This window comes from Gammaproteobacteria bacterium (assembly GCA_029880545.1).
Taxonomy (GTDB): Bacteria; Pseudomonadota; Gammaproteobacteria; order Acidiferrobacterales; family SZUA-150; genus JAOUOD01.
The window spans coordinates 13,054-38,385 of record JAOUOD010000016.1 but is presented as its reverse complement, the minus strand read 5'-3'; the positions used below and the strand labels follow the sequence as shown (position 1 = coordinate 38,385).

Below are 25,332 nucleotides of genomic sequence, written 5' to 3'. Positions count from 1 at the left end.
GTTACTGCTGCTCGGCGACATAACCCGATAGCTCGATGCGATTTCGTCCGGAAACACGCGTAAACCTCACTAGCTGGCCGAGATCGCGGCCAATTCCCGATATGACTGCCTCCGAACCCGATATCGGCTCAATTGGAAAGACAACCTTGTCCTTTATATAGGGTGGTGCATTGTATGACAGCAACAGCAACCCGTTTCGGTAATCCAGATCAATATCCGACAGCCTGACAACACTGTCCGGGTTTATAACCCTGTAGCGTCCAGGGCGCTCACGCCACGACGACTGTAGCGGCTGATGCTGCACTTGTTCGCCAAAAAGAAAATCCCAGCCCTTGAATCGTGACACCATGCGGGATTTTCCATCCAGCTTGCGGAATGCGAGTCGAACATGCTCCAGTTCTGGCACCTTGATGGGCATAATTCCCAGCAGGCGGTATTGCATACGGTAAAACTCGCCATCTTCAATCAAAAACAGGCTGGTATCATTGAGACGCAACCGCCAATGCCTGCCTTTCCTGAAGACCTTGGCGTAACCCTTCCAGGTTGCATACTCGCCTGCTGGCTCTATCGGCTTGCCGGCAAGCTTGCGTGGCGTCGCCCCCTGTTCGATACCTGCCTTCAGCTGCAGTGCGCCGGCCAGGATTCGTCGTGCCAGTTCATCCACCAGGGTTCGCGACTCCGCTGCATTGGCAAGTACTGCCACTGCAAGATTGTGATACGGAGTCATCACTAGCTGTGACTGGTAGTGCAATGCTTCACCGCTGAAATGCGCCACCGGTCCGGCATTGACTATATCGAACGCACTCAATGCCCAGCCATAGGCAAACATACTGCCCAGGTCGAGCCGGACATCCGCATTCTGGATCGCCAGTCGCTGCATGGCACTAGGCCGTACAATCAGCTTTGAAAGGTAGGCCGACATATCATCAATACTGACAAACAGGCCGGTCGCGGCCCGGTCTCTCACGCTGGTTCGGGGTTGAAGTTTCCTGTCCAGGTGACCACCGGCAACTCCGCCTGCAGTCTTGTCATCGTAGAGTGCGTCCTTCATGCCCGATGGCCCGAATATGTGCGCCGCAACATACTCTTCGTAATCCTGACCGCTCACTTTTGACACAAGTCTTGCCAACAATTCCGAGCCGATCATCGACTGGACGTAAACATGGCGAGGTGGCGCAACAAGATCGAACGTGGTGGGCAAACCGGTTACCTGCTCATTTTCCCGTATCCAGCGCCCTTTCATCTGGCCCGAAGGAAGCCCTCCATGGTGACTTAACAGGTCGCGTACGGTTGGCATCTTGTCGTTAAACCGGTTACGAAACCCTGTCCCCGGAAGATAAAAACTGACCGGTTTGTCGATATCAATACGGTTTTGCTCTGCCAGATGAAGCACCGCATCCGCGATCACCAGGCTGCTTGCCGAACCGAGACCAAAACGCGTAGCTGAAGACACTGCTTCGGCACCGGTATCAACAGATTTTCCAAATCCCTGCTTCCAAACGACACGGTTTCCATCAACCAGGGCAATAGCCAGTCCGGGCGTCTTGTGCTGATGCAACAGCGCCGGAATGTCATCGCGCATACGGGCAATCAGGGTACTGTAATCAACTGCCGCAGAAAGTGCCTTGCCGACCGGTGCGGCAAAGGCGGGTTGGAACAGCCCTGGTACAAGTGCAGCCAGCAACAAAACGCGGAGAGTTGCCGGCCAACCGGCTCGCCTGAATAATGCTGACCGGTTCATTGCAGAAACTGTGAAGGTAGTATTTGTACTGCCATGATTGTCTGGACAAATGCTGCTGCATAAACGCCGGCCAGTATATCATCGAGCATAATACCCAGGCCGCCACCCACGCCTGCATCCAGCTTTCGAATCGGCCACGGTTTCCAGATATCAAACAGGCGAAAGAACACGAACCCGGTGATAATCAACACCGGTGTAGCCGGAACCAGAACCATGGTAACCAGGTAGCCCACAACCTCGTCCCAGACTATGCCTGGATGATCATGCACAGCCAGTGTCTTGGCAGTTCGGCCACAAAGATAAATACCAAGGACAAACAACACCACGGTGACAGCCATGTAGACTGTCCAGCCAAGGCTTTGCAGCAACAGGAACACCGGAATGGCGGCAACAGTTCCTGCTGTTCCCGGCGCAAATGGTACCAGGCCGCTGCCAAAACCCAGTGCCAGAAAATGTCCGGGGTCGCGCAACAGCCTGGCCGGAATCGCAACCCGGCTACCCATCAGGTCGTCCTGTTGCCAAAATGCTCAAAACCGGTTTCGTCAAAACCCACTTCTTTGCCATTGTGATCTGTCAATCTTATGCCACTGCTTCCGGTTATCGTACCGATACAGGTAACGGTACATCCGGCATCATCCAGTCGCTGGTTTAATTCCACCTCATCGAGTTCACTGGTGAAACACAATTCGTAGTCATCACCAAAACTCAACTGCAGCCGACGATCCCCGCCCGCTTCGACAAAACGCGTGAAACTCTCTGAAGCCGGAACCCTTTCCGCATCTATCGTCGCGCCGCATCCACTCATTTCGCAGATATGCCCGAGATCAGCAACCAGACCATCTGAAATATCAATGGCCGCAGTCGCGCAGTCGCGCAATATCATGCCTGCTTCCACCCTGGGTTCAGGAAACTCAAGCCGGTTCAGCAACAAGGATGCCGAAGAATCGTCCATGCACAACTTCTGATCATGCAAGGCCAGGCCTGCTGCGGCATCGCCAAGCGTTCCGGTAACAAAGACATTATCACCGACCCGGGCGCCGTTGCGCATCAATGCCGTGCCTCGCGGCACGTAACCGCAGACCTGTATGCCAATCGACAATGGTCCCGATACCGTGTCCCCGCCAATCAATTGCACATTGTATCGTGACGCCAACTCATAAAGGCCCTGGCAAAAACCTTCAAGCCAGTCCTTGTCTTCGCCCGGCATGCTCAGTGTCAGTGTGAACCACGAAGGCTCGGCGCCCATGGCCGCCATATCGCTGAGATTCACGGCAAGGGCCTTGTGACCAATTGCACGGGCATCCGTACCGGCAGGAAAATGCACGCCCTCGTTCAGCACATCAGCAGCAACGGCCAATTGCATATCTTCAGCAGGTGACACCAGTGCAGCGTCGTCACCGATACCGATGTCGACATCAGCCCGGTGCACTGGTTGACGGGAAAAATAGGTTTGAATCAGCTGGAATTCAGGCAAGGAAATGCTCAGGCGGTTGACGGCGCACTCTTGATTTCAGCGGCACGCAAGCGTGCGGCCACCTTGTCGAGCACACCATTAACAAACTTGTGGCCATGCTCTGCACCAAAAGTCTTGGCCAGTTCCACCGCCTCGTTAATGATCACCTTGTAGGGCACTTCAAGATGAAACTCGAATTCATATACGCCTATACGCAGGATGGCACGCTCAACCGGGTCAACTTCATCAATCTCCCGATCAAGATACGGTATCAGGTAATCATCCAGTTCATGCACATGGAGTGGTACCTGGCGTACCAGCAAGTCGAAATACTCCATGTCAACCTGGCTCATCTCATGATCAAGAATGAAATGATCCTCAATGTCTTCCGGGGCCTGCTCGGTTAACTGCCATTGATAAAGCGCCTGCACGGCCGCCTGGCGCGCAAGATGCCGACTGCCTTGAGTCATGTTAACCCCCTTTCGGGATCACTAGCCCTTGAGCTGCTTCATCAAATTAACCATTTCCAGTGCAGACAACGCGGCTTCTTCGCCCTTGTTGCCTGCCTTGGTACCGGCACGCTCTATAGCCTGTTCGATGGTATCGACGGTCAATACACCAAATGAAACCGGTATACCTGACTGCATATTCACCTGGGCCATGCCCTTGACGCACTCGCCGGCAACATAATCGAAGTGCGGCGTTGACCCGCGAATCACTGCACCCAGTGCGACCAGACCATCATAGTCACCGCTATCGGCCAGGGCCTTGAGTGCAAGCGGGATTTCAAATGCTCCGGGTACACGAACCACGGTAATGGCGGATTCATCGACGCCGTGGCGACGCAAGCCACTGATGGCCCCCTTCAGCAATGCTTCACCAATGAAATCATTCCAGCGACCGAGAACAATGCCAATACGCGCATCGCGGCCAACTACATCTGCTTCAATTGTTCTAATACTCATCCTGCCTGCTTCTTGGTTTTGTCTTGTTGATCGGTATGACTCGTTTCCAGGTATTCAACCGGCTCGAGTCCGAACCCTGACATACCTGGCGTCTTGATAGCATGTCCCATAACACGCATTTTGCCAACACCCAGGTCCGTCAATATCTGGCTGCCAAGACCATAGGTGCGCATTTCATCACGCACGTGCACCGGACGTGCCTGCGATTGATCATCGTTACGAAAACGATCAAGACGCTTTAACAGTTCGTCTGACGATGCAGTCTGGTTGAGGATCACAACAACACCACTGCCTTCCTCGGCTACATGATGCAGAGCCTCGTTGAGAGTCCAGCTGCGTGACCGGTGGGCGTCGGTGAATGCATCAAGTATGGTTTCCTGAACATGAACACGCACCAGTGTCGGTTTGTTGCGATCAATAATGCCCTTGCTCAAAGCGAGATGCACGTTGCCATTAATATCATCGTGGTAACTGGTTGCCTGGAACTCGCCAAAATCTGTTGGCACCCGGTAGTCTCCAATGCGTCGAACCGTGGCTTCGCGCTCCATGCGGTAATGGATCAGGTCCGCAATAGTGCCTATTTTCAGGCCGTGCTGCTCGGCAAATGGCACCAGTTCCGGCAAGCGCGCCATGGTACCGTCTTCATTCATGATTTCGCAGATAACACTGGCCGGTTCCAGGCCGGCAAGCCGTGGCAAATCCACGCCAGCTTCCGTGTGACCGGCTCTCGCCAATACCCCGCCACGCTGGGCCATTAACGGGAAAATATGGCCAGGCATGGTGATATCAGACGGCTTGGCACCCGCTTTCACTGCTGCCTGAACCGTACGCGCGCGATCGGCAGCGGAAATACCGGTCGTGACACCTTCGGCCGCTTCGATTGAGACCGTGAAATTTGTCGTCTGGTTGGTCAGCGTATCACTGACCATGAGAGGAAGATTGAGCTGCTCGCAACGTTCACGGGTCAAAGTCAGGCAAATAAGGCCACGACCATACTTGGCCATAAAATTGATGTCGTCAGCGCGAACATGCTCGGCGGCCATGACCAGATCACCCTCGTTTTCCCGGTCTTCGTCATCCATCAGCACGACCATGCGGCCTTGCCTCAGTTCTTCGATGATGTCCGCTGCAGGACTTATTGGCATGAATACGTACCCCTGAATGTGCCTTGTCTGACGGGATTATCACCTATTTTCGGGCAAAATGCTCATGTTGAAAAATCGCACACTTGGCGCTGGATTTCGCCTGCCAGGCACCACTGGTCCGGGCACAACAGGCGCCAATCCGATGTACTGCGCCAATCGCCTGTCATTTTGCCCGCTGTGAACTAAATTATTGAGATAATGGGTCGAAGACAAACTATTCCACTCGAGTGACAGCATGACCGTGGCATCCAGGAATATATCGGGCAAAAAGCCCGCCACCGAAAATACGGTCATTCTGACCGACCGGTTTCGACGCACCGATGTGCCGCTACAGGCCGATCAGCTGGAGCCAGGCACACACCTGGATCAATTCGAAATCCTGCAACACCTGGGCACCGGTGGAATGGGTAGCACCTACAAGGCGCTCGATACCCAGCTCGACCGCATCGTTGCACTCAAGGTTATTGCCGATCGCACTTCGTACCGGGAGACCCTGTCCCGTTACCTCGCCGAAGTACAGGCCCAGGCCCGGGTAAACAGCCCGTTTGTCACGACACTCTATGGCACATTGCAAACGCAAGCCGGGCCGGCACTGGTCATGGAATTCCTGGAAGGACGGACACTCGACGCAGTCCTCACCGATAAGGGTCGGTTTACCGTTGACGAAGCCCATGACCTGTTCCAGCAATTACTGGCAGGGGTTGCCGAAATGCACCGCGCCGGCGTGGTGCACCGGGACCTGAAACCATCCAACATATTCATAACCAAACAAGGCCAGATAAAGATCATGGACTTCGGTATTGCCAGCGCCGATACCCCGAAACGACTGCCTGGTGAGCGCCCGTTAATTGGCACCCTGCTCTATATTCCGCCTGAGCAGGTCAATGGCAAGGCGGTCGATCAACGTTCGGACATTTACACGCTCGGCGTGACGTTGTACGAGATGATTACCGGGCGCCTGCCGTTTGAGCACCGCCGCCGTTATGCGTTATTGCATGCCCATGTCCAGGAGAACCCGGGTTCGCCCGGTCGACATCAACGCATGCCCAAGCCCCTGGAACAAGTCATCATGAAAGCTATCCGCAAGGAGCCAGATGCACGTTTCCAGACTGCCGCAGAATTTGCCCATGAGCTGGCCATCAGCCTGAATCGTCGACGTCGTGGTGACACCCTGACCAACAAACCCGCTCCCTATCAGCCGCTGGTTACCCACATACCTCGAAGTCGCTGGCGCAACCTGCTGGTAGATGGATCGTTGGTGGGAATCATCATGATCCTGGTCACGATCCTGGGTATCGGCCCGAACAATATTTCGCTGCCAGCCAACAAAACCCTTCACACTGTTTCATCATCAAAGGCCGGCGCAGCAGATCGATACGAAGCATTGCGGCGCACATGGGGTCCAGTCGAACCGTGAAGCCAATGATTCAAATAACATCGTGGATCTGCGTGATCACGGCAGTACTGGTATCGGGATGCCAGCAGCAACGGGCGACACTCGATTGTCTTGTGAACGACTTGACGGCCAATCACTACAACGTCAGTTACAGGAAAATTGCCGACCTGACCCAATCCGAATCCAGCATAAAGGGCAAAGCACCGGCGAAGGCCGCGCACTATGATCTCAGCACCATGACCACCAGCGTTAACGCCTGCAGTGCGGTCATGGTCAAGAAAGAACTAAAGCTGGCGATTCAGCGACAACCCTGGCACCAGTTGAAAGAAATCAACGATTACTACAGTGGCAAGGGCAAACATATCACCCGCTATACCCAGATAATTGATGATCAGCTCGCAGAAAGTGGTCACTATATTGCGACCGATGCCCTGCCAGTGCCGCGTGACGCCGCTAACGGGCAATACAAAATTCAGACCAGCCTGATACTGTCGGATACCCGGACCGGCAAGGATATACGGCTGGGCAAGGCTGAAACCCGGTTTAGCATTCTTTAGCCCGCAACAATAAAAAAGCCGCTTTGCGCGGCTTTTTTGATCTCAAGGCAAACCCTGGCTCAGGTCGAATTTATTTGGTAAACCCGTACTGCACCAGCTTTTCCATGCTGACCCCGGTTTCTTGCTCATCGCCGGCGCACTGTAACAGTCGCTCAAGGTAACGAGCCACCAGGTCCACTTCCAGGTTGACACGCGTACCAACTGCATAATCGCCAATAATGGTTTCCTGGATGGTATGCGGGACAATCGTGAGCACAAAGTCATGGGCATCGATACTGTTCACGGTCAGGCTGGTGCCATCAACCGTTACAGAACCCTTGGTAGCAATGTAGCGTGACAGCGCTTCCGGCGCGCGCACCTTGAAGCGTACGAAACGACCCTCGTCTTCACGGGAAACGATTTTCCCGACGCCATCCACGTGCCCGCTGACCATGTGACCGCCAAAACGATCGCCCGCCGCCATAGCCTTCTCAAGATTTACCGGCGAATTTATGCGCAAGCCGGCGAGGCTGGTGTGCTTCAAGGTCTCGGTGGAGACATCAGCCCAGAAACCGTCTCCAGGCAGATCGACAACCGTCAGGCACACGCCATTGACGGCGATACTGTCTCCCAGCCTGACATCAGCCAGGCGTAGTTTGCCGGTATTGATATGAAGTCGAAGACCATCTGATTTGGCTGCCAACGCCGCGACGCGGCCGGTAGCCTCGATAATTCCTGTAAACATCGCGTCTTCCTCTACCCTGTTTTCACTTGTAATGACTGCATTTCAGTGATTTTTTTACTTTGATTACCGGGGTCCGCTTCCGACCCTGGCGGTTACGCGCCAGTCACGTCCGACTGCGCGTACATCCGTGATCGTCAATTCGATGCGGCCTGACATAGTCTCAAGCTCGGGCAAATTAAACAACCCCCGGGACTGATTTCCAAGAATATGCGGCGCCAAATACAAAACAAGCTCGTCCACCAGTCCCGCCTGCAGCAAGGCACCACAGAGTGTCGCACCGGCTTCGACATGCATCTCATTTACCTCGCGAGCAGCCAAGTGAGTCATCAAGGCCGGCAGATCAATGGCGTGAGCCTGGGTGCCGATATGCACGATTTCAGCGCCGGCAGCCCGAAGCACTTCTTCCTTTTCCGGGTTCCGCACCGCGGTCGCAATCAGCGTCTGCCCGGGTAATTTCAGCATGGCTGCGTCCGTGGGCATGCGCAGCCCGGTATCGGTGACCACCCTCAAGGGCTGGCGGCCAATATCCAAATCACGAACATTTAATGATGGATTGTCATGTAGCACGGTGCTGACGCCGGTTAAAATTGCCGAGCTACGGGCACGCAACATTTGCACGTCGGCGCGAGCATCCTCACCGGTAATCCATTTGCTTTCACCATTCTTGAGTGCTGTGCGGCCATCAAGGCTGGCCGCAAGCTTGACGCGTAGCCATGGCCGATGTCGTGTCATACGACTGATAAACCCGGGGTTAAGTGTCTCTGCCTGGGCCTCCATCAAGCCATGGTGGACCTCAATACCGGCGTCCTGCAATTGCTTGATGCCACCGCCATCGACACAAGGATTCGGATCGCGCATGGCTACCACCACGCGCGCGACCCCGGCATCAATCAAAGCCTGCGAACACGGACCGGTACGCCCGGTATGGCAGCAAGGCTCGAGAGTGATATAAGCAGTGGCACCATAGAGATGCTGTTGCCCGGATTGATTCAGCGCAACAATCTCCGCATGCGGGCCGCCGGCACGCTCATGCCAGCCTTCGCCCAGCACCTTGCCGTTACCAACAAGCACACATCCAACTCGCGGGTTGGGATCCGTGGTGTAAAGGCCGCGACGCGCCAACTCAAGGGCGCGGGCCATGTATCGGGCATCTTCGGCGGAAAACATCAGGACTTAATCTTCCTCGTCCGGGAGCAGCTTTAGTTGTTTGCGGCGCGCCTCGGGTGTGGGCTCATTTTGCAGCCGCTGCACTTCTTCGCTGAAGGCCTCCACATCCTGGAAACTGCGATAGACCGAGGCAAACCGGACATACGCCACCTGGTCTATTTCACGTAACTCCTGCATCACCCACTCGCCGATTTCCCTGGACTTGATTTCCCGGTCGCCACTGGCAAGCAACTTGTGACGAATATGCCCCACTGCACGCTCTACGGTTTCGGCATCCACCGGACGCTTTTGCAATGCCCGGCGCAAGCCTGAGCGCAGCTTGTCTTCGTCAAAGCTCTCGCGGGTGTTATCGGATTTCACAACTTGCGGCAGTCGCAGTTCAGCGCGCTCAAAGGTGGTAAAGCGCTCATGACAGGACAAGCACTCACGACGACGACGCACGGTATCACCGTCCTCGCCGAGGCGCGAATCAACTACCTTGGTATCTTCCGCAAAACAGAAGGGGCATCGCATTGTTCAGGCCAGGTCCCGCGTGATATTGAATAGCCCGAATTCTAGACCGGATGCCGGCGAAATGCGACGATCGACGCACCCTCGGCCTGCACTGGAATTCGCCGCAACAAAAAAGCGGATGACCCGCATCCGCTTTTCGTTATCGCAAATTTTGATAACCCGTTACTTGTAGACCGGGAATCGCTGGCACAACTCCAGCACCTTGGCTTTTACCTGCTCGCGCACGCCGGCATCGGCCATGTTATCCAGCACGTCACACATCCAGTTGGCCAGGTCGACAGCTTCTTTCTCGCCGAAACCGCGCGTGGTTATGGCTGGTGAGCCGATACGCAGGCCACTGGTAACAAACGGGGACTGTGGATCATTGGGTACAGCATTCTTGTTGACAGTGATATTGGCTTCACCCAAAGCTGCTTCCGCATCCTTGCCGGTAATGCCCTTGTCAACAAGATCCACCAGGAACAGGTGATCATCAGTACCACCGGAAACAATCTTGTAGCCACGGGCTGTCATGGTGTCCGCCATGGCACTGGCGTTGACCAGCACCTGTTTCTGATAGGTCTTGAACGCCGGATCCAGCGCTTCCTTGAAAGCGACAGCCTTGGCGGCAATCACGTGCATCAACGGACCACCCTGGGTGCCCGGGAAAACGATAGAGTTCAGCTTCTTGTGCAGGTCAGCATCATCGGACCTGGACAGGATAATGCCACCGCGCGGACCACGCAGGGTCTTGTGCGTGGTAGAGGTCACCACGTCAGCAATCGGTACCGGGCTGGGATACAGTCCGGCTGCCACCAATCCCGCGATATGCGCCATATCGACAAACAGGTAGGCGCCAACGCTGTCAGCGATGTCACGGAACTTCTGCCAGTCCATGATGCGCGAATAGGCGCTGAACCCGGCAACAATCATTTTGGGCCTGTGTTCCCTGGCCAGGGCTTCGACCTGGGCGTAATCCACTTCACCGGTTTCATCGTTCAGACCGTACTGGACGGAGTTAAACAGCTTGCCGGAGAAGTTGACCTTGGCGCCATGCGTAAGATGACCACCGTGTGCCAGGCTCATGCCGAGAATCGTGTCACCGGGCGTACACAGGGCCAGGTACACGGCGGCATTGGCCTGGGAACCGGAATGCGGCTGAACGTTGGCATAGTTGGCACCGAATAGCTCTTTTACGCGGTCAATGGCCAGTTGTTCGGCAACATCGACATGCTCACAACCACCGTAATAACGACGACCGGGATAGCCTTCGGCATACTTGTTGGTAAGCATGGTGCCTTGCGCTTGCATAACCCGCGGACTGGCATAGTTTTCCGAGGCGATTAGTTCTATATGTTCTTCCTGGCGCTGCTCTTCCTGCTGGATCGCCTGCCACAGTTCATCATCATATCCGGCTATGGTCATGTCTTTGCTGAACATTGCTTGCCTGTCTCCGTAGTGGTGTGCCTGAAAAACCGCCTGACTCACGGTCATGGCGCCTGATGGATCGGAAGGATAACGGATTCCGGCCTGATTTGCATGAACCAAAAAGCCCGGTGAATACCGGGCTTTTTTCCGACTGCAAAATGAATGTTACGGCGCTCAGCGGAAGATTCGCTCCAGGTGTTCCAGGTCGTTGACCTTTTTCCAGTCCTTGGCACCGGCCTGGCGCAGACGTTTTTCCCAGCGATCCAGTCGATCCAGGTAGCGCCGGGGATCAACATTATCAGTAGTAAGCTTGGTTACGTTCAACGCCACCACTTCAATACCACTCATATCGATCGGAAAATTACGGACCGTACCCTTACCCAGCTCTTCCTGCATGTCGGAAAACACCAGGATCATCTTGTTACCGGCGCCGGTTTCATTGAGAAACTCGGCAGCCTGGATCATGGCGCCAGTGATATCAGTAAAGGCACTGCCACGGCTGGACTTCACCTTTTTGGCAAAAATGTTGATCTTTTCGCGAAAAGCACGCTTCTGCGCTGTTGCCTTGGAGGGCGTCTTGTCAAAGGTAACCTTGGCGACAATATCCTTCTCGCTAAAACTTCGGCTTTTGACTTGCGCTACAGCCAGAGAATCCCCGGGATTCAGCTTGCCGAGCAGAAAGCTGATCACGCGCTCGGCCTTGTCAACCTCGCTGGCATAGGTACCGGAGGTGTCGATGACCATGTAAATCGATTTGCGATGATCAGTTTTCTCACACGCTGATACAAACAGGATAATAAGCACAACTGCAAACAGCTTTCCCGACAAATTCATCCTTACAACTCCCCGGTCGCGGTACGACTTTTCTTGTGATGGGCAAACGACGCCACACCACCGCGGTCGTGACTGCGTTTTTCACTGATCACGCCCTTGCTGCGCAAGATGCCTTCGATCACCAACGGGATAAAGACGACGACGTCATAAAAATTGATCAGTGATACACCGATCTGCCTGAAGATATTGCCAACCACCCTGAAGACCAGCGCAAGCAATCTCACCACCAGGACCATCAACATACCGAACACGGTACGTGCCGAGGTAATAAATGACTCCAGTGGAATGGCAACAAAAGCCAGTGCAAACGGCAGGATGCCACCCAACACCATTTGCCCAATCATCGGAATATGGCTGGCTATGGATGAAGATTTGGCTGCAGCGGCAGCGGCAGCAGCGGCAGCGGCGTCACCACTGAGTTGCTGCCTCAAGGCGGCGTTGTCGGCAGCAATAAAGTCACGCATCACCGCCAGCGCCACCTCGATACCGGCGAGAATGACCAGGATCGTCAATGATATCCAGAATATGCGACGCTTTATTGTATGGTTAAGGCTGGACATTTTCGGAAACAGGTGGGTGATGCCCGCGGTTTCCATCAGGAAGATACCCATGGTTGCCTCAACAAAAATAATCACCATGGAAGCCACGTCTGATACCGTAATATTGCCTACCAGGTAATCACCGGCACCCACCATTTCGCGCATCGGCAGTTCAATCAGGCGCGAGTTGATATAGGCGCCCAGAACAGCGATGACCATAACGACCGTATCAATAATAAACTGCTTGGAGGCTGACTGCGCCAGCATGGCTTCAGCCTTGTCGGATTTCTTGATGATCTGCTCGTACTTTTCCATGTGCTGATCAATCTGCTCGGACTGTTTGCTCAGGCCACCAATCTTCTTGTCAGCCTGGGTCATGTTCTGGTCCAGCGAACGCCAATGCGGGCTGAATGATTTCAGTATCTTGTGCCGGCCCTCATAACTCTTGCGGTATTCACTCAGCGCCTTGTCATAAATCTTGCCCATGGACTTGCTGATATCATCCAGCAGTTTTTCAACCAGTCCATCACTGCCCTTGCGCTGCAGGTCCGAGATGGATTCAATGGCCTTGGCCCATTCCGGTGGCGGTGGCGGCACTTCGCCGCACTTCTTGTAGTCTTCCTCGATCTTGGTAATAGAATCAGACATGCGACGCTGCAACTCGGGGTACCCGTGCAGGTCCCGCTTGACCAGTACCGCGATATGTTCGAATTCATGGGAAATGGCATCTTCCATTTCCTTGCGGCCGTGCGCCATCATAACGGCACGGTTTCGTGACCGCATCTCGTCGGCGGTACGATTGAGGAAGCGCGAAGCAATTCGCATGGGGTTGGATATGGCCCGGCTCGCTGCCCTGATCATGCCATGCATCTGGGTGCGCGCCGCGTACAAAAACGGCATGGCAATCAGAAACATCAGAACGCCGGAAAGCGCCACATTACCGGGTACAATCATCCACCAGTTAGAACTCATTGTCTTCCTCCGCCCACGTGGCGTGGGGCGTATCGATTTTAGTTATATAGTGCAGAAGTCATAAGTATAGACAATAGAACAGGCTGTCCAGCGGGGAAACCGGGACACCGACAGAAAGTCGGGTTTGACAGGACAGCCGGTTCAGGAACAAATGACCCGAAAATCCGGCTGCCCAGGTCATCAGGGCATGTCGTCGACGGCTTCGCCTTCTTTTTTCGGCGGCAACAGGTCGTCACGAGTGATCCCCAGCGCCAGGACCGCCGGGGTCGCGACAAAAATGGAAGAATAGGTACCAACAACAATACCGACCAGCAAGGCGATGGAAAATGCATGAATGATTTCACCGCCGAAGATGAACAGCGCCGTCAGTGCCAACACAGTAGTACCGGAAGTGATAATGGTGCGAGACAGTGTATCGTTAATTGAACGATTCATGATTGATACAACGTCGCTCTTGCGCAGCGTGTGAAAGTTCTCACGAATACGATCAAACACAACAATGGTATCGTTCAGCGAATAACCCAGTACAGCCAGGATTGCCGCCAGCACAGTCAGGTCAAATTCAATCTGTGTCAGCGAGAAAAAGCCAAAGGTCAGCAATACGTCATGGGCCGTGGCCAGGATCGCGCCCAGAGAAAACCGCCACTGAAACCGGAACGCCACGTAAATCAGGATAGCGATCAGTGTATAAATCAGGGCCAATCCGCCCTTTTCCGTCAACTCATCGCCAATTTGCGGGCCAACAAATTCAACCCGACGTACCTGGATGTCACAAGCCTGTACCGCATCACCCTTCCGGCACATCTGCGCACCATCCTGCTGGTCTGCGCGTGTTGATGCAGCCGCTTCGCCACGCTGTTCACGCAGCAGGGCAACCAGTTGATTACTGGTTTCCACCGCATCCTTGTCTGACTTCACCGGTAGCCGGATCAGGATGTCACGGGTGGTGCCGAAGTGCTGGACAATGGCATCACCGTGCCCGCCCTTTTCAAGCTCGCCACGAATGGTCGATACTTCGACGGCTTCCTTGTAGCTCAGCTCCACCAGCGTACCACCGGTGAAATCAAGTCCCAGGTTCAGTCCGCGTGTCGCCAGAAGAATCATGGTTCCAATGACCAGCAATGCCGACACCAGCATGGGCAACTTGCGCATACCGACAAAATCAATTTCAGTTCGTTTGTCAAAAAATTGCATAACTATGTTTCCCTGGTGCCGCTTGCGCGTTACACCGGAAGTTTTTCAACGCGACGACCGCCAAATGCAAGATTCGTGAGACCGCGCGCGCCGACAATGGCCGTAAACATGGAAGTCAGGATGCCGATACTGAGCGTAATGGCAAAGCCCTTGATCGGCCCGGTACCAAAGTTAAACAGCATAATGGCGGCAATCAGCGTTGTAATATTGGCGTCAGCAATAGTGCTCAGCGCCTTGGCATACCCTGCCTGGATGCTCGCCTGCGGTGTACTGCCATTTTTCAACTCTTCACGAATACGCTCGAAGATCAGCACGTTGGCATCCACCGCCATGCCTACGGTCAGCAGGATACCGGCGATACCCGGCAAGGTCAGTGTCGCCTGGAATACGGACAGCACGGCGATAATCAGCACGATATTGGCAGTAAGCGCGGCGTTGGCAATCATGCCAAACCAGCGGTAATAGACCACCATAAAGATCATGATAGCCACCAGGCCGATGGCAATGGATTGCATGCCCTGGTCAATGTTGTCCTGACCCAGGCTTGGACCAACGGTGCGCTCTTCGATGATTTGAACCGGTGCAGCCAGGGCGCCGGCACGCAGCAGCAATGACAGGTCATTGGCTTCTTCAACGCTGTCCAGACCTTCAATCTGGTAACGTTTGCCAAGCTGTGAACGAATCACCGGAGCCGTGATCACTTCTTCGATGTGCCGGTTGACCTTGATTTCGCGACCCTTCTCATCGAGAACCGGGTTACCCTGCAGATCCCGCTTCACTTCCGACTTGAGCTCGATATACACCACGGCCATGCGCTTGCCGATACTCTTGCCGGTTATGCGTTGGTTGATGGCGGCACCACGCGAATCCAGTGTAATGCTTACGATCGGCGTGTTGTTCTGACTGTCAAATCCCGGCGCCGCATCAACAATGTTGTCACCGGAATAGATAATGCGTTTCTGCAGCAGGATTGGCGCACCATCGCGATACTTGTACAGCTTGGAGCCGGCCGGCACCTGGCCACGCATGGCTGCCATCGGGTCATGCTGTTCGTCAACCATGCGGAATTCCAGAGTTGCCGTACGGCCGAGGATTTCCTTGGCCTTGGCGGTATCCTGCACGCCAGGCAACTGCACAACAATACGTTCCGCACCCTGCTGTTGAATAATAGGTTCCGCCACACCCAGTTCGTTCACGCGATTACGCAGCGAAGTCATGTTCTGCTCGATGGCGAAACGACGTTTCTCGGACTTGGCTTCGGGACGCATCCTGGCCGTCAACGCGGCTGAACCATCAATATCAGCTTCTTCCACCAGCAAATCGCCAATCTGGTCACGAACCAGGCGGATTGCCTTGTCCCGGGTTTCGGTATCACGAAACGTGACCTGGATATGATCTTTCAGTCGCTTGACACCCAGGTAACGCAGCTTGTCCTTGCGCATGGCTGAGCGCATGTCGTCCACGTAGGATTCTTCGGCCTTGGAAATAACCGACTCCATATCCACCTGCATCAGGAAATGCACGCCACCACGCAGATCAAGGCCGAGATACATGGGCTTGGCGTTAATCATGCGCAACCACGCCGGTGTTGCCGGCAACAGGTTCAGTGCAACCGTGTAATTGTCACCCAGCGCACCTTTGACAACATCCTGAGCTTTCAGCTGATCAGCTGAACTTTTCAGCCGAACCTTGGCTGACTTGTCTTCGATATAGGCGCTGACATATTCAATTTTGGCGTTTTCCAGTGACTGCCTGATGCGATCTATCGTTTCATCAGTCACCTTGCCGGTACGTGAGCCGGACACCTGGATGGCAGGGTCTTCGCCGAAAATATTGGGCAGCGCGTATAGCAGGCCCAGTACAATGACAAAGACAATAAGAATGTATTTCCAGAGCGGATAGCGATTCATTGATGTAATCCGTTTTATTTTTCTTTCTGATCAGCCTTATGGTCGGCTGCAATCAGGCTGACTTGATGGTTCCCTTTGGCAATACCGCGTGAATCGCGGAACGCTGAATCTTGATCTCGACGCCATTGGCCACTTCAACACTGACAAAATTGTCAGACAGGCCGGTGATCTTGCCGAGCATGCCGCCATTGGTGACGACCTCGTCACCCTTGGCCAGGGACTCAACCAGGGCGCGGTGTTCCTTGGCACGTTTTTGCTGCGGCCGGATCAGGATGAAATAGAACACGGCGAACAGCACCAGGAAAAAGATCATCGAACCGGTGGGATCACCCTGGGGCGCACCTGCGGCACCTTCTGCAAACGCATCAGAAATCAAAAAGCTCATATCAGTCACTCTACTCTTGTATTAAACAGTTCGTATCAAAGTTCGGCGGTCAATTGTCCGGGGGCAGCACGCTCACACCATCATCGGGGCGAACCATTCCTTTTATATATTTTGTTCGCGCTACCCTGCGCCGTCTGCCGCCACTATCCGGATTCCTTTCCGCTTGCGGCCCGTTCCCGGGTTTCGGGTCAGCTGCGCTCGAGCGGCTCCGGACTGGCGCGGCGCATACCATAAAACTTCTCGACAAAATCATCCAGTTTTTTTGCTTCTATGGCGTCACGCAGGCCTTTCATCAAGACCTGGTAGTAATGCAGGTTGTGCAGCGTGTTCAGGCGCGCGCCGAGAATTTCGTTGGACCGGAACAGGTGACGCAAATACGCACGACTGAAATTGCGGCAGGTGTAGCAATCACAGTGCGGATCCAGCGGGCCAGTATCGGCGGCGTACTCGGCGTTGCGAATCTTGACCACACCCTCGTGCACGAACAGCCAGCCGTTGCGGGCATTGCGCGTCGGCATGACGCAGTCAAACATGTCCATACCCCGGCGCACCGCTTCCACCAGGTCTTCGGGCGTGCCAATGCCCATCACGTACCGGGGCTTGTCTGCCGGCATTTGCGGGCTCATGTGGTTGAGCACCTTGAGCATTTCCTCCTTGGGCTCGCCCACCGACAGGCCGCCGAGGGCATAGCCGTCAAACCCGATCTGCTTCAGCCCAGTCAGGGAAATATCGCGCAAATGCTCGTACATGCCGCCCTGGACGATGCCAAACAACGCGCCCTTGTTGTTGCCATGGGCGATCTTGCTGCGCTCGGCCCAACGCAAGGACAGCTCCATGGACACGCGCGCCTCGGGCTCGGTGGCCGGGTACGGCGTACATTCATCGAAAATCATGACAATATCCGAGCCCAGTTTTTCCTGGACCGCCATGGATTCTTCCGGCCCCAGGAAAATGCGCTGGCCGTCCACGGGCGAACGAAACTCCACACCCTGCTCGGTAATCTTGCGCAGCTTGCCAAGACTCCAGACCTGGAACCCGCCGGAGTCAGTCAGGATCGGCCCCTGCCAGCCCATAAAATCATGCAAATCGCCATGAAGATTAATGATCTCCGTCCCCGGTCGTAGCATCAGGTGAAAGGTATTGCCAAGGACTATCTGGGCGCCGGTACCGGCCACCTCGTCGGGCGTCATCGCCTTGACCGTGGCATAGGTGCCGACCGGCATGAACGCTGGCGTATCGACCACGCCGCGATCAAAAATCATCTGGCCGCGCCGCGCGCGATTATCGGTACCTAAAAGTTTGAACTGCATAGAATGTCGCTGGCGGGTGAGTGGCTCAAATGAAATCACAAGTTGATTCAGGCGTGCTATGGTATCAGATATGCACCCGGTTCAGAACGATCGTCTGCGGCGACAGCCCGGACCGGGCGCTGATGAACCTTTTAAATAATAACCATGAACCGGGAGCCGTTTATGCTACCTCTCAAACATTCATTCTGGGTCGTCGCGATCATCACCGGGCTGAGCTGCACCCTGTCGCTCAATGCCTACGCCGATAGACGCCATAATGACGACCATGATCACGGCCGTCATCGGGGTGATAACAACCACGACAAGCACCGCCACGAACACACGCACACCTACAACCACAGCCACCCGCACGGTGTCGATCACGACAGCCGCGAACACGGTCATCGGCATTTTGCTGAAGACCGCGGTCGTCAACCCGACGTCGTTGATCGCGATGACCGGTACCGGGAGCCGGAACGGGACGAACGGCCCCCAACCAGTGGCCGGGTAGTGACACCGCCACCGCCACCGGCCGCGCCTGCTCCAAAAGCACCACCGAGCCCGTGGAAAGCGCTCAAGCAATACGCCAAGCACAGCTTTTCGGCGGAGCAACGACGTGATATCAAGCGGTACTACCGCAAGACCAGTCGGCGCATGGACCTGTACGCACCGTCAGCGCTGCCACCAGGCACCGAGGGCCGCATCCAGCGCGGCATGGCGATTCCGCACAACATTCCCATCAAGAAGACGCGCTCTTCACTGGATGCGCGCCTGAAAACACCGCCGTCGGGATACACTTACGGCACCCTGGGTCGCGTGGTGCTGCTGTACCACAAACAAACTCGTGTGATCTCGGATTATTACAAGGTCGATTGATAAGAAATCGGCAACCCGGTTCTTGCTGAACGACCCGGGACAACCTCACCATGACCGGCCCAGTGGCCGGTCATTTTTTTGCTGAGTGAATCAGCCCTGCTTTTCCAGGCGCCGGCTGATGAACATGGCGTCACCATAGCTAAAAAAACGGTAACGCTGATCCACCGCGTGGCGATACGCCGCCAGCGTCTGTTCGTAACCGGCAAAGGCGCTGACCAGCATCAACAAGGTGGATTCCGGTAAATGGAAGTTGGTAATCATGGCGTCGACCACGCGGAACCGGTAGCCGGGATAAATAAAGATACGGGTCTCACCGCGATACGGCGCCAGCGCTCCCGAAGCCGCGGCGCTCTCCAGGGCACGAACAACGGTCGTGCCCACGGCGATCACCCGACCGCCCCGCTGCCGCGTTGCCGCCACCGCCGCACACACCTCGGCACTGACATCGATAATCTCGCTGTGCATGACGTGATCTTCCAGTGACTCCGCCCGCATGGGCTGGAACGTACCCGCGCCCACGTGCAAGGTCAGCTCGGTACGCCGCACACCCATGTCAGCAACCGCATCGAGCAGGGCCTGGTCAAAATGCAGCCCCGCCGTTGGTGCCGCGACGGCGCCACGCTCCCGGGCAAACACGGTCTGGTAGCGTTCGCGGTCGGCATCATCATCACCGCGCGCGATGTAGGGCGGCAGCGGCATGTGGCCCAGGCGCTCAAGCAGGTCCAGCGCCGGCTCATCCGAGTCAAAACGAATCTCGAACATGTCACCGTCCCGACCCAGCACCGTCGCCCAGGCCTCGCCTTCCAGGCACAGCCGCACCCCGGCGCGCGGCGACTTGCTGGCCCGCGTCTGCGCCAGTACCCGGTGATCATCCAGTACCCGCTCCACCATCACCTCCACCTGGCCGCCGGTTTCCTTCTGGCCGGTAAGGCGTGCCGGGATCACCCGGGTATTGTTAAACACCAGCAGGTCATCAGGCCGGAGCAACGACGGCAGATCGGCAAACTGCCGATCCTGCAACGACTCGCCATCGACCACCAGCAAACGGCTACCGCTACGGTCCGCCAATGGCCGCTGGGCGATCAATTCTTCGGGTAAATGATAGGAGAAATCAGACTTGCGCATGGCGCGCAAGGGTATCACAAGCACGGCCAAACACATCGGGCCGGGTGACCGGCTTCGGCACCGCAATCCGTATTGCAGTCATTCGCGATATGGTTATACTTGGCCTCCCTTGCCGGGGTGGCGAAATTGGTAGACGCAGGGGATTCAAAATCCCCCGGTGGCAACACCTTGTCGGTTCGAGTCCGACCCTCGGTACCACGCTTTATTCAGATAACAACACCACAAGAACAGCCAGCCCGATCTTTACCGCAAAATTATCGCCAGCAAGGCCAGTGCAGACTGCTTGCGCCCCCGACTTCTGGTTACGTGTCGATAATCCGGCTCGATATCCAATGCAGCAGTCGGTCGGAAATTTGTAACCAATTCGAGTCCAGCGACAAACCGTGGAAATCCATCTCGTGATCATTAATACTCGTCGGCGGCCTGTTTCTATCCGGGAACCAGCTTAAAATGACTATGTTCCCGAATGGATGATTACTTCTATTGTAATTGAGCCAGGTACCGCGACACCCGCCGACGGATCCATGAGCCGGCCGGCAACCGGGGCAGATAACTGTGACGCAAGACAGTCAACTTTCTCTCCCCGCATGCGCGCCCGGCTTGAATCGCCTCCTGCGCCTGGCCGACACACATGTTGTCGCGCCAGGTCGGGCATTTACGCTAATGATTGCTGGTGTCGACAGCGCGATTATCCTGTGTGTTTTTAGGGGTATTTGCCTGAGATGACGAAACGCGGCGATCTCAAGACGAATATTCATTTACCTCTCATTGACAATGGAAATAGTTTGAAACATTATCGTCTGAGTAATTCGCGTTGCCGTGAATACCGTTTTCTAACTGTATCTCTTGGCCGTATTGATGCGGAGACTTACTGATCGCTTGTTTTGCGTTGCTAAACACCCGTCCATGTGTTAACAAGATTCATAAGTCATAACCAATATTTGGCGTTCAACATTTAATCTGGCTCCATGAATAATCCCTACATTAAGAGAACTTATTTCGAACCTGACCGAATGGCTAATGTTCTGGTCGTTGACGATACGCCTATCAACCTGGACCTGCTGACCCATGCGGTCGAAGAGATGGGCTATGACACCATCGAAGCGACGAATGGCGAAGAAGCTATCAGGATTATCGACGAGAAAAGCGTGGACCTCGTGTTGCTGGACTACCTGCTACCCGACATGGAAGGCATTGAGGTCCTTAAACATATTCGCAAGCACTATACCTCCATCGAACTACCGGTCATTATTGTCACGTCTTTTTACGAAACATCCAAGGTAATAGAAGCAATCCGCCACGGTGCCAACGACTATATTCACAAGCCCTACGATTTCGAGGTGCTGCAGGCACGCATCGAATCCAACCTGCTGCTGAAGTTTGCCGAGCAAGCCCTGCAGGTTGCCAGGGATGAAGCAATTGCTGCCAACGAAGCCAAGACCGATTACCTGTCAATGGTAAATCACGAACTCCGGACGCCACTTACTTCAATACTCGGGTATTGCACCTACCTGCACAGCGAGATGGTCAAAAACAACGACTCCAGGTACGTGGAGTTATTGCAACGCATTCAGTCGGCAAGTAACAGGCTGCTGTCACTGACCAATGACCTGCTTGATATCGCCATGATCGAATCGGGCGATATCGAGATCGCCAGCGAGCCAGTCACTATTAACGACTTGCTGCGTCAGTGTGCATCCGAGGTTCAGCCGATAATAGAAAAGAATCAGAATACGCTTCACTTCAATATAGACACTGACTATGCGGTTATGACCGATCAAAAGCGACTCGGACAGATCATAATCAACGTACTGGGCAATGCCGCCAAGTTTACCAATAAGGGTCGTATTGATATATTCATCAAACCGGGTAAAGAGCCGGTTGAAGGCAAGCTCGACATTGTTATAACCGATACCGGAATTGGCATTCCCGAAAACAAACTAAACCAGGTATTCTCCCGGTTCGGACGACTGCACGATAAATCCAAATCGCAGGTCGACGGTATTGGTCTTGGACTAATGATCTCAAAGCAACTGGCACAAAGGTTAAACGGCGACCTATTGGTGGAAAGCACCGAAGGTAAAGGCAGCACCTTTACCATCAGTCTGAAAACGGGCAAATCAACAGTCAAGAATTGATCAGCCAGGATTCCGACATTGGAGCCAACCCCGTTTTCCGATGGCCTGGATGGCTGTTTAGGCAATACAGGGGGTGCATATTGAGCCAGACCAAAACTGAACGCGCGTTACAGGCCGCCGAGATCCGTCAACGGGCAGTGCTGGAACACATTATTGACGGCATTATCACCATTGACGCACTAGGCACCGTACAGAGCTTTAACCGGGCCGCAGAAAAAATATTCGGCTACACCGCAGCAGAAGTCATCGGCAGCAATATCAACCGGCTGATGCCGGACCCCTATGCCACCGAGCATGATGGCTACCTGCACAACTACATGACCACGGGCAAGGCCCGCATTATCGGTCTCGGCCGTGAAGTGGCAGGTCTGCGCAAGAATGGCACAACGTTTCCGCTTGAGCTGGCAGTCAGCGAGATGGAAATTGACGGCGAACGCCTGTTCTCGGGCATCGTCCGCGATATTACCGAGCGCAAGGCAGCCGAACGCGCGTTACAGGCCGCCGAGATCCGTCAACGGGCAGTGCTGGAACACATTATTGACGGCATTATCACCATTGACGCACTAGGCACCGTACAGAGCTTTAACCGGGCCGCAGAAAAAATATTCGGCTACACCGCAGCAGAAGTCATCGGCAGCAATATCAACCGGCTGATGCCGGACCCCTATGCCACCGAGCATGATGGCTACCTGCACAACTACATGACCACGGGCAAGGCCCGCATTATCGGTCTCGGCCGTGAAGTGGCAGGTCTGCGCAAGAATGGCACAACGTTTCCGCTTGAGCTGGCAGTCAGCGAGATGGAAATTGACGGCGAACGCCTGTTCTCGGGCATCGTCCGCGATATTACCGAGCGCAAGGCAGCCGAACGCGCGTTGATCGAGGCGCGAAATTTTGCCGAAGATTCGGCGCGGGCCAAGGCGGATTTTCTGGCAAACATGAGTCACGAAATTCGTACGCCGATGAACGCGGTCATCAACTTGTCCTATCTCGCGTTAAAAGGAAACCTTGATCCCAAAACACGCGACTACCTCAAGAAAATCGAAAGCTCGTCCAAGAACCTGCTTGGCATCATCAATGATATCCTGGACTTTTCCAAGATTGAGGCCGGAAAGCTGGAACTGGAATCGATCCCGTTCAACCTGCATAAAACATTGAATGAGCTTGCCACCATTATCGGTTATCGCGCCCTCGAAAATAATATTGAAGTACTGTTCCGCACCGACCCGGCCGTACCGGTAAACATGATCGGTGATTCGTTACGACTGAGCCAGGTTCTCACCAACCTGCTTGCCAATGCCATCAAGTTTACCCAGGAAGGCGAAGTGGTAATGGATGTGCGAGTCACCGAGCGCAAAAACGATGAGTACAACATTAATTTTTCCATCGCTGATACCGGTATTGGCATGAGCAAGGAACAACAGGAAAATCTATTCACGCCGTTCAAACAGGCTGATGGCTCCATCAGCCGGAAATATGGCGGAACCGGACTTGGCCTGGTGATCAGCCGTTACCTGGTCAGCCTCATGCACGGCGAAATCAGCGTGGCCAGCGAAGAAGGCAAAGGCAGCACGTTCAGTTTCACCGTGCCCCTGAAGCATGATTCGGTGCCAGATCCCGGCTACGCCTATACCCGGCCCAGCCTCGGGAGTATTCGCGTACTGGTAGTGGACGACAACCCGACGGCAAGACTGGTAGCCACTGATACCATCCGCGCACTCGGCATGCAGGTTGACGATGCCGGCGGTGGCAAGCAGGCCCTGGAAATGCTCGCCAGAGCCAATGCAACGGCGGACAACGCCTACAAGGTCGTGTTGCTCGACTGGCGCATGCCGGGACTCGACGGATTGGAAACAATGGCGGCAATAAAAGAGACTCCGGCCATCAAGATTCAGCCAAAAATCGTGTTGTGCACGGCATTCGGCATTGATGCCGTATCGGATCAGGACTCCGCATACAAGGCCGATGCCTACCTCGGCAAGCCGTTCAACAATTCGACACTGCTGAACGCCATCTGCAACTGCCTTGGCGTTGCTGAACTGGACCCGGGAAAACAGGAAGCTGCCGACTCGACCGACACGATTCCCGGAATCGAGAAAATTGCCAACAAGCACGTCTTGCTCGTTGATGACAACGAAATCAACCAGATGATTGCCGCAGATCTCCTGGAAAGCCAGGGCGTCAGGGTGACAACCGCCGATTCTGCCAAGGAAGCGTTTGCCAGGCTTGAGAGCAACCAATTCGACCTGGTGTTAATGGATGTTCAAATGCCGGAAATGGACGGGCTTGAAGCCACCCGCCACATTCGCAATAACCCGCGTTACAACGAGTTGCCAATCATCGCCATGACTGCCCACGCCATGGAATCAGATCGTGAAAAAAGCCTGGCGGCCGGAATGAATGCGCACCTGACCAAACCGATAGAACCGAACAAACTTTACCAGGCCCTGATTGAATGGACTGCGCCGGGCAAACGACTCAACGCATCAACCACAGAGAACCAGACAATGAGCGACAACCCCTTGCCGGATTCGATCCCGGGCTTCGATCTCAAGATCGCACTGGCGCAAGTACGTGGCAACAGCGCCCTGCTTTACAAATTACTGATCAAGTTTCTCGACCAGTACAGCAGCGCCAGTCAGGCACTTCGGGAACAACTGGAAAACGGCAGCCGGGAAGATGCTATCCGCCTGGTGCATTCCATCAAGGGCGTGGCCGGCAGTCTCGGCGCCATCAACCTGTTTGAAAACGCCACTACCCTGGAAAAACAACTGCGCGACGAAACCAGCAACCCGGATACCCGGCAGTTCGATGCCAGTCTCGACCAGGTCATCAACGGTATTGCATCCAGCGTACAGACCTGATTCGGCCTGCTACAACTAGGACGGGCCAAGGAAAAATCAGCAGTCATAACCGGGGCTCGATTGACGCCGACACGTGCATTTTGAGCTTCGAACAAGCCATCGCTTTAGTTGTATCTCTTCTGCCTCAATAAACGGCAG

At 54.8% G+C, this 25,332-nt stretch carries 22 protein-coding genes and 1 tRNA gene; 6 read left to right on the top strand and 17 right to left on the bottom strand.

All coding sequences use genetic code 11. The features are described from left to right. Position 1: 1 nt before the first annotated feature. From OEZ10_14290 to ribBA, 6 genes are read right to left on the bottom strand one after another with little or no spacing between them, the layout of a single operon-like run. Complete coding sequence (locus OEZ10_14290; GenBank protein MDH5634138.1) at positions 2 to 1,741, bottom strand: beta-lactamase family protein; 1,740 nt, start codon at positions 1,739 to 1,741, stop codon at positions 2 to 4. Next, the gene (locus OEZ10_14285) at positions 1,738 to 2,244 is read right to left on the bottom strand and encodes a phosphatidylglycerophosphatase A (protein ID MDH5634137.1); all 507 of its coding nucleotides are present in this window, start codon (positions 2,242 to 2,244) and stop codon (positions 1,738 to 1,740) included. The genes OEZ10_14290 and OEZ10_14285 overlap by 4 nt, the downstream gene beginning before the upstream one ends. Further along, on the bottom strand, positions 2,244 to 3,215 hold the full coding sequence (gene thiL, locus OEZ10_14280) for a thiamine-phosphate kinase (protein MDH5634136.1): 972 nt from the start codon (positions 3,213 to 3,215) through the stop codon (positions 2,244 to 2,246). Before thiL ends, OEZ10_14285 begins: the two co-directional genes overlap by 1 nt. An 8-nt stretch (positions 3,216 to 3,223) precedes the next feature. Next, positions 3,224 to 3,664 (bottom strand): transcription antitermination factor NusB, encoded by a 441-nt coding sequence (gene nusB / locus OEZ10_14275; GenBank protein MDH5634135.1) that lies wholly within the window; start codon positions 3,662 to 3,664, stop codon positions 3,224 to 3,226. A 21-nt stretch (positions 3,665 to 3,685) separates the two neighbouring features. Further along, positions 3,686 to 4,159, bottom strand: coding sequence for a 6,7-dimethyl-8-ribityllumazine synthase (gene ribE, locus OEZ10_14270; GenBank protein ID MDH5634134.1), 474 nt, complete (start codon positions 4,157 to 4,159; stop codon positions 3,686 to 3,688). Next, positions 4,156 to 5,304, bottom strand: a complete 1,149-nt coding sequence (gene ribBA / locus OEZ10_14265; GenBank protein ID MDH5634133.1) for a bifunctional 3,4-dihydroxy-2-butanone-4-phosphate synthase/GTP cyclohydrolase II — start codon at positions 5,302 to 5,304, stop codon at positions 4,156 to 4,158. Before ribBA ends, ribE begins: the two co-directional genes overlap by 4 nt. 235 nt (positions 5,305 to 5,539) lie before the next feature. Here ribBA and OEZ10_14260 point away from each other — a divergent pair, with 235 nt between their 5' ends. Both OEZ10_14260 and OEZ10_14255 read left to right on the top strand, forming a co-directional pair. Next, on the top strand, positions 5,540 to 6,721 hold the full coding sequence (locus OEZ10_14260) for a serine/threonine protein kinase (protein MDH5634132.1): 1,182 nt from the start codon (positions 5,540 to 5,542) through the stop codon (positions 6,719 to 6,721). Between the two features lie 5 nt (positions 6,722 to 6,726). Next, the gene (locus OEZ10_14255) at positions 6,727 to 7,257 is read left to right on the top strand and encodes a hypothetical protein (protein ID MDH5634131.1); all 531 of its coding nucleotides are present in this window, start codon (positions 6,727 to 6,729) and stop codon (positions 7,255 to 7,257) included. A 70-nt stretch (positions 7,258 to 7,327) separates the two neighbouring features. Here the strand turns inward: OEZ10_14255 and OEZ10_14250 are convergent, their stop codons facing one another. The 10 genes from OEZ10_14250 to tgt form a co-directional block, all read right to left on the bottom strand. After that, positions 7,328 to 7,981, bottom strand: a complete 654-nt coding sequence (locus OEZ10_14250; protein ID MDH5634130.1) for a riboflavin synthase — start codon at positions 7,979 to 7,981, stop codon at positions 7,328 to 7,330. A gap of 63 nt (positions 7,982 to 8,044) precedes the next feature. After that, on the bottom strand, positions 8,045 to 9,148 hold the full coding sequence (gene ribD / locus OEZ10_14245; protein ID MDH5634129.1) for a bifunctional diaminohydroxyphosphoribosylaminopyrimidine deaminase/5-amino-6-(5-phosphoribosylamino)uracil reductase RibD: 1,104 nt from the start codon (positions 9,146 to 9,148) through the stop codon (positions 8,045 to 8,047). 6 nt (positions 9,149 to 9,154) lie between these two features. Continuing rightward, complete coding sequence (gene nrdR, locus OEZ10_14240) at positions 9,155 to 9,661, bottom strand: transcriptional regulator NrdR (protein MDH5634128.1); 507 nt, start codon at positions 9,659 to 9,661, stop codon at positions 9,155 to 9,157. 162 nt (positions 9,662 to 9,823) lie between these two features. Further along, positions 9,824 to 11,080, bottom strand: coding sequence for a serine hydroxymethyltransferase (locus OEZ10_14235; GenBank protein MDH5634127.1), 1,257 nt, complete (start codon positions 11,078 to 11,080; stop codon positions 9,824 to 9,826). 162 nt (positions 11,081 to 11,242) lie between these two features. Further along, positions 11,243 to 11,902, bottom strand: a complete 660-nt coding sequence (locus OEZ10_14230) for a VWA domain-containing protein (GenBank protein MDH5634126.1) — start codon at positions 11,900 to 11,902, stop codon at positions 11,243 to 11,245. A gap of 2 nt (positions 11,903 to 11,904) precedes the next feature. Further along, positions 11,905 to 13,413, bottom strand: a complete 1,509-nt coding sequence (locus OEZ10_14225) for a hypothetical protein (GenBank protein ID MDH5634125.1) — start codon at positions 13,411 to 13,413, stop codon at positions 11,905 to 11,907. Positions 13,414 to 13,593: 180 nt separating this feature from the next. Then, on the bottom strand, positions 13,594 to 14,607 hold the full coding sequence (gene secF, locus OEZ10_14220) for a protein translocase subunit SecF (GenBank protein ID MDH5634124.1): 1,014 nt from the start codon (positions 14,605 to 14,607) through the stop codon (positions 13,594 to 13,596). A 29-nt stretch (positions 14,608 to 14,636) separates the two neighbouring features. After that, the gene (secD, locus tag OEZ10_14215) at positions 14,637 to 16,517 is read right to left on the bottom strand and encodes a protein translocase subunit SecD (GenBank protein ID MDH5634123.1); all 1,881 of its coding nucleotides are present in this window, start codon (positions 16,515 to 16,517) and stop codon (positions 14,637 to 14,639) included. A 52-nt stretch (positions 16,518 to 16,569) separates the two neighbouring features. Next, the gene (gene yajC / locus OEZ10_14210; GenBank protein ID MDH5634122.1) at positions 16,570 to 16,902 is read right to left on the bottom strand and encodes a preprotein translocase subunit YajC; all 333 of its coding nucleotides are present in this window, start codon (positions 16,900 to 16,902) and stop codon (positions 16,570 to 16,572) included. A gap of 188 nt (positions 16,903 to 17,090) precedes the next feature. After that, positions 17,091 to 18,212 carry a tRNA guanosine(34) transglycosylase Tgt gene (gene tgt / locus OEZ10_14205; GenBank protein ID MDH5634121.1) on the bottom strand — a complete coding sequence of 374 codons (1,122 nt, stop codon included), beginning with the start codon at positions 18,210 to 18,212 and terminating at the stop codon, positions 17,091 to 17,093. Between the two features lie 162 nt (positions 18,213 to 18,374). Between tgt and OEZ10_14200 the strand changes: the two genes are divergently transcribed. Further along, positions 18,375 to 19,067 (top strand): hypothetical protein, encoded by a 693-nt coding sequence (locus OEZ10_14200; protein ID MDH5634120.1) that lies wholly within the window; start codon positions 18,375 to 18,377, stop codon positions 19,065 to 19,067. Between the two features lie 90 nt (positions 19,068 to 19,157). Here OEZ10_14200 and queA read toward each other — a convergent pair whose 3' ends face one another. Continuing rightward, positions 19,158 to 20,192 (bottom strand): tRNA preQ1(34) S-adenosylmethionine ribosyltransferase-isomerase QueA, encoded by a 1,035-nt coding sequence (gene queA / locus OEZ10_14195; GenBank protein MDH5634119.1) that lies wholly within the window; start codon positions 20,190 to 20,192, stop codon positions 19,158 to 19,160. A 111-nt stretch (positions 20,193 to 20,303) separates the two neighbouring features. On the opposite strand from queA, the gene OEZ10_14190 reads away from it, so the two are divergent. From OEZ10_14190 to OEZ10_14180, 3 genes are all read left to right on the top strand, one after another. Then, positions 20,304 to 20,390: transfer RNA gene (locus OEZ10_14190), tRNA-Leu, on the top strand. Between the two features lie 815 nt (positions 20,391 to 21,205). Further along, complete coding sequence (locus tag OEZ10_14185; GenBank protein ID MDH5634118.1) at positions 21,206 to 22,330, top strand: response regulator; 1,125 nt, start codon at positions 21,206 to 21,208, stop codon at positions 22,328 to 22,330. Between the two features lie 80 nt (positions 22,331 to 22,410). Then, on the top strand, positions 22,411 to 25,194 hold the full coding sequence (locus OEZ10_14180) for a PAS domain S-box protein (GenBank protein ID MDH5634117.1): 2,784 nt from the start codon (positions 22,411 to 22,413) through the stop codon (positions 25,192 to 25,194). Positions 25,195 to 25,332 lie beyond the last annotated feature (138 nt).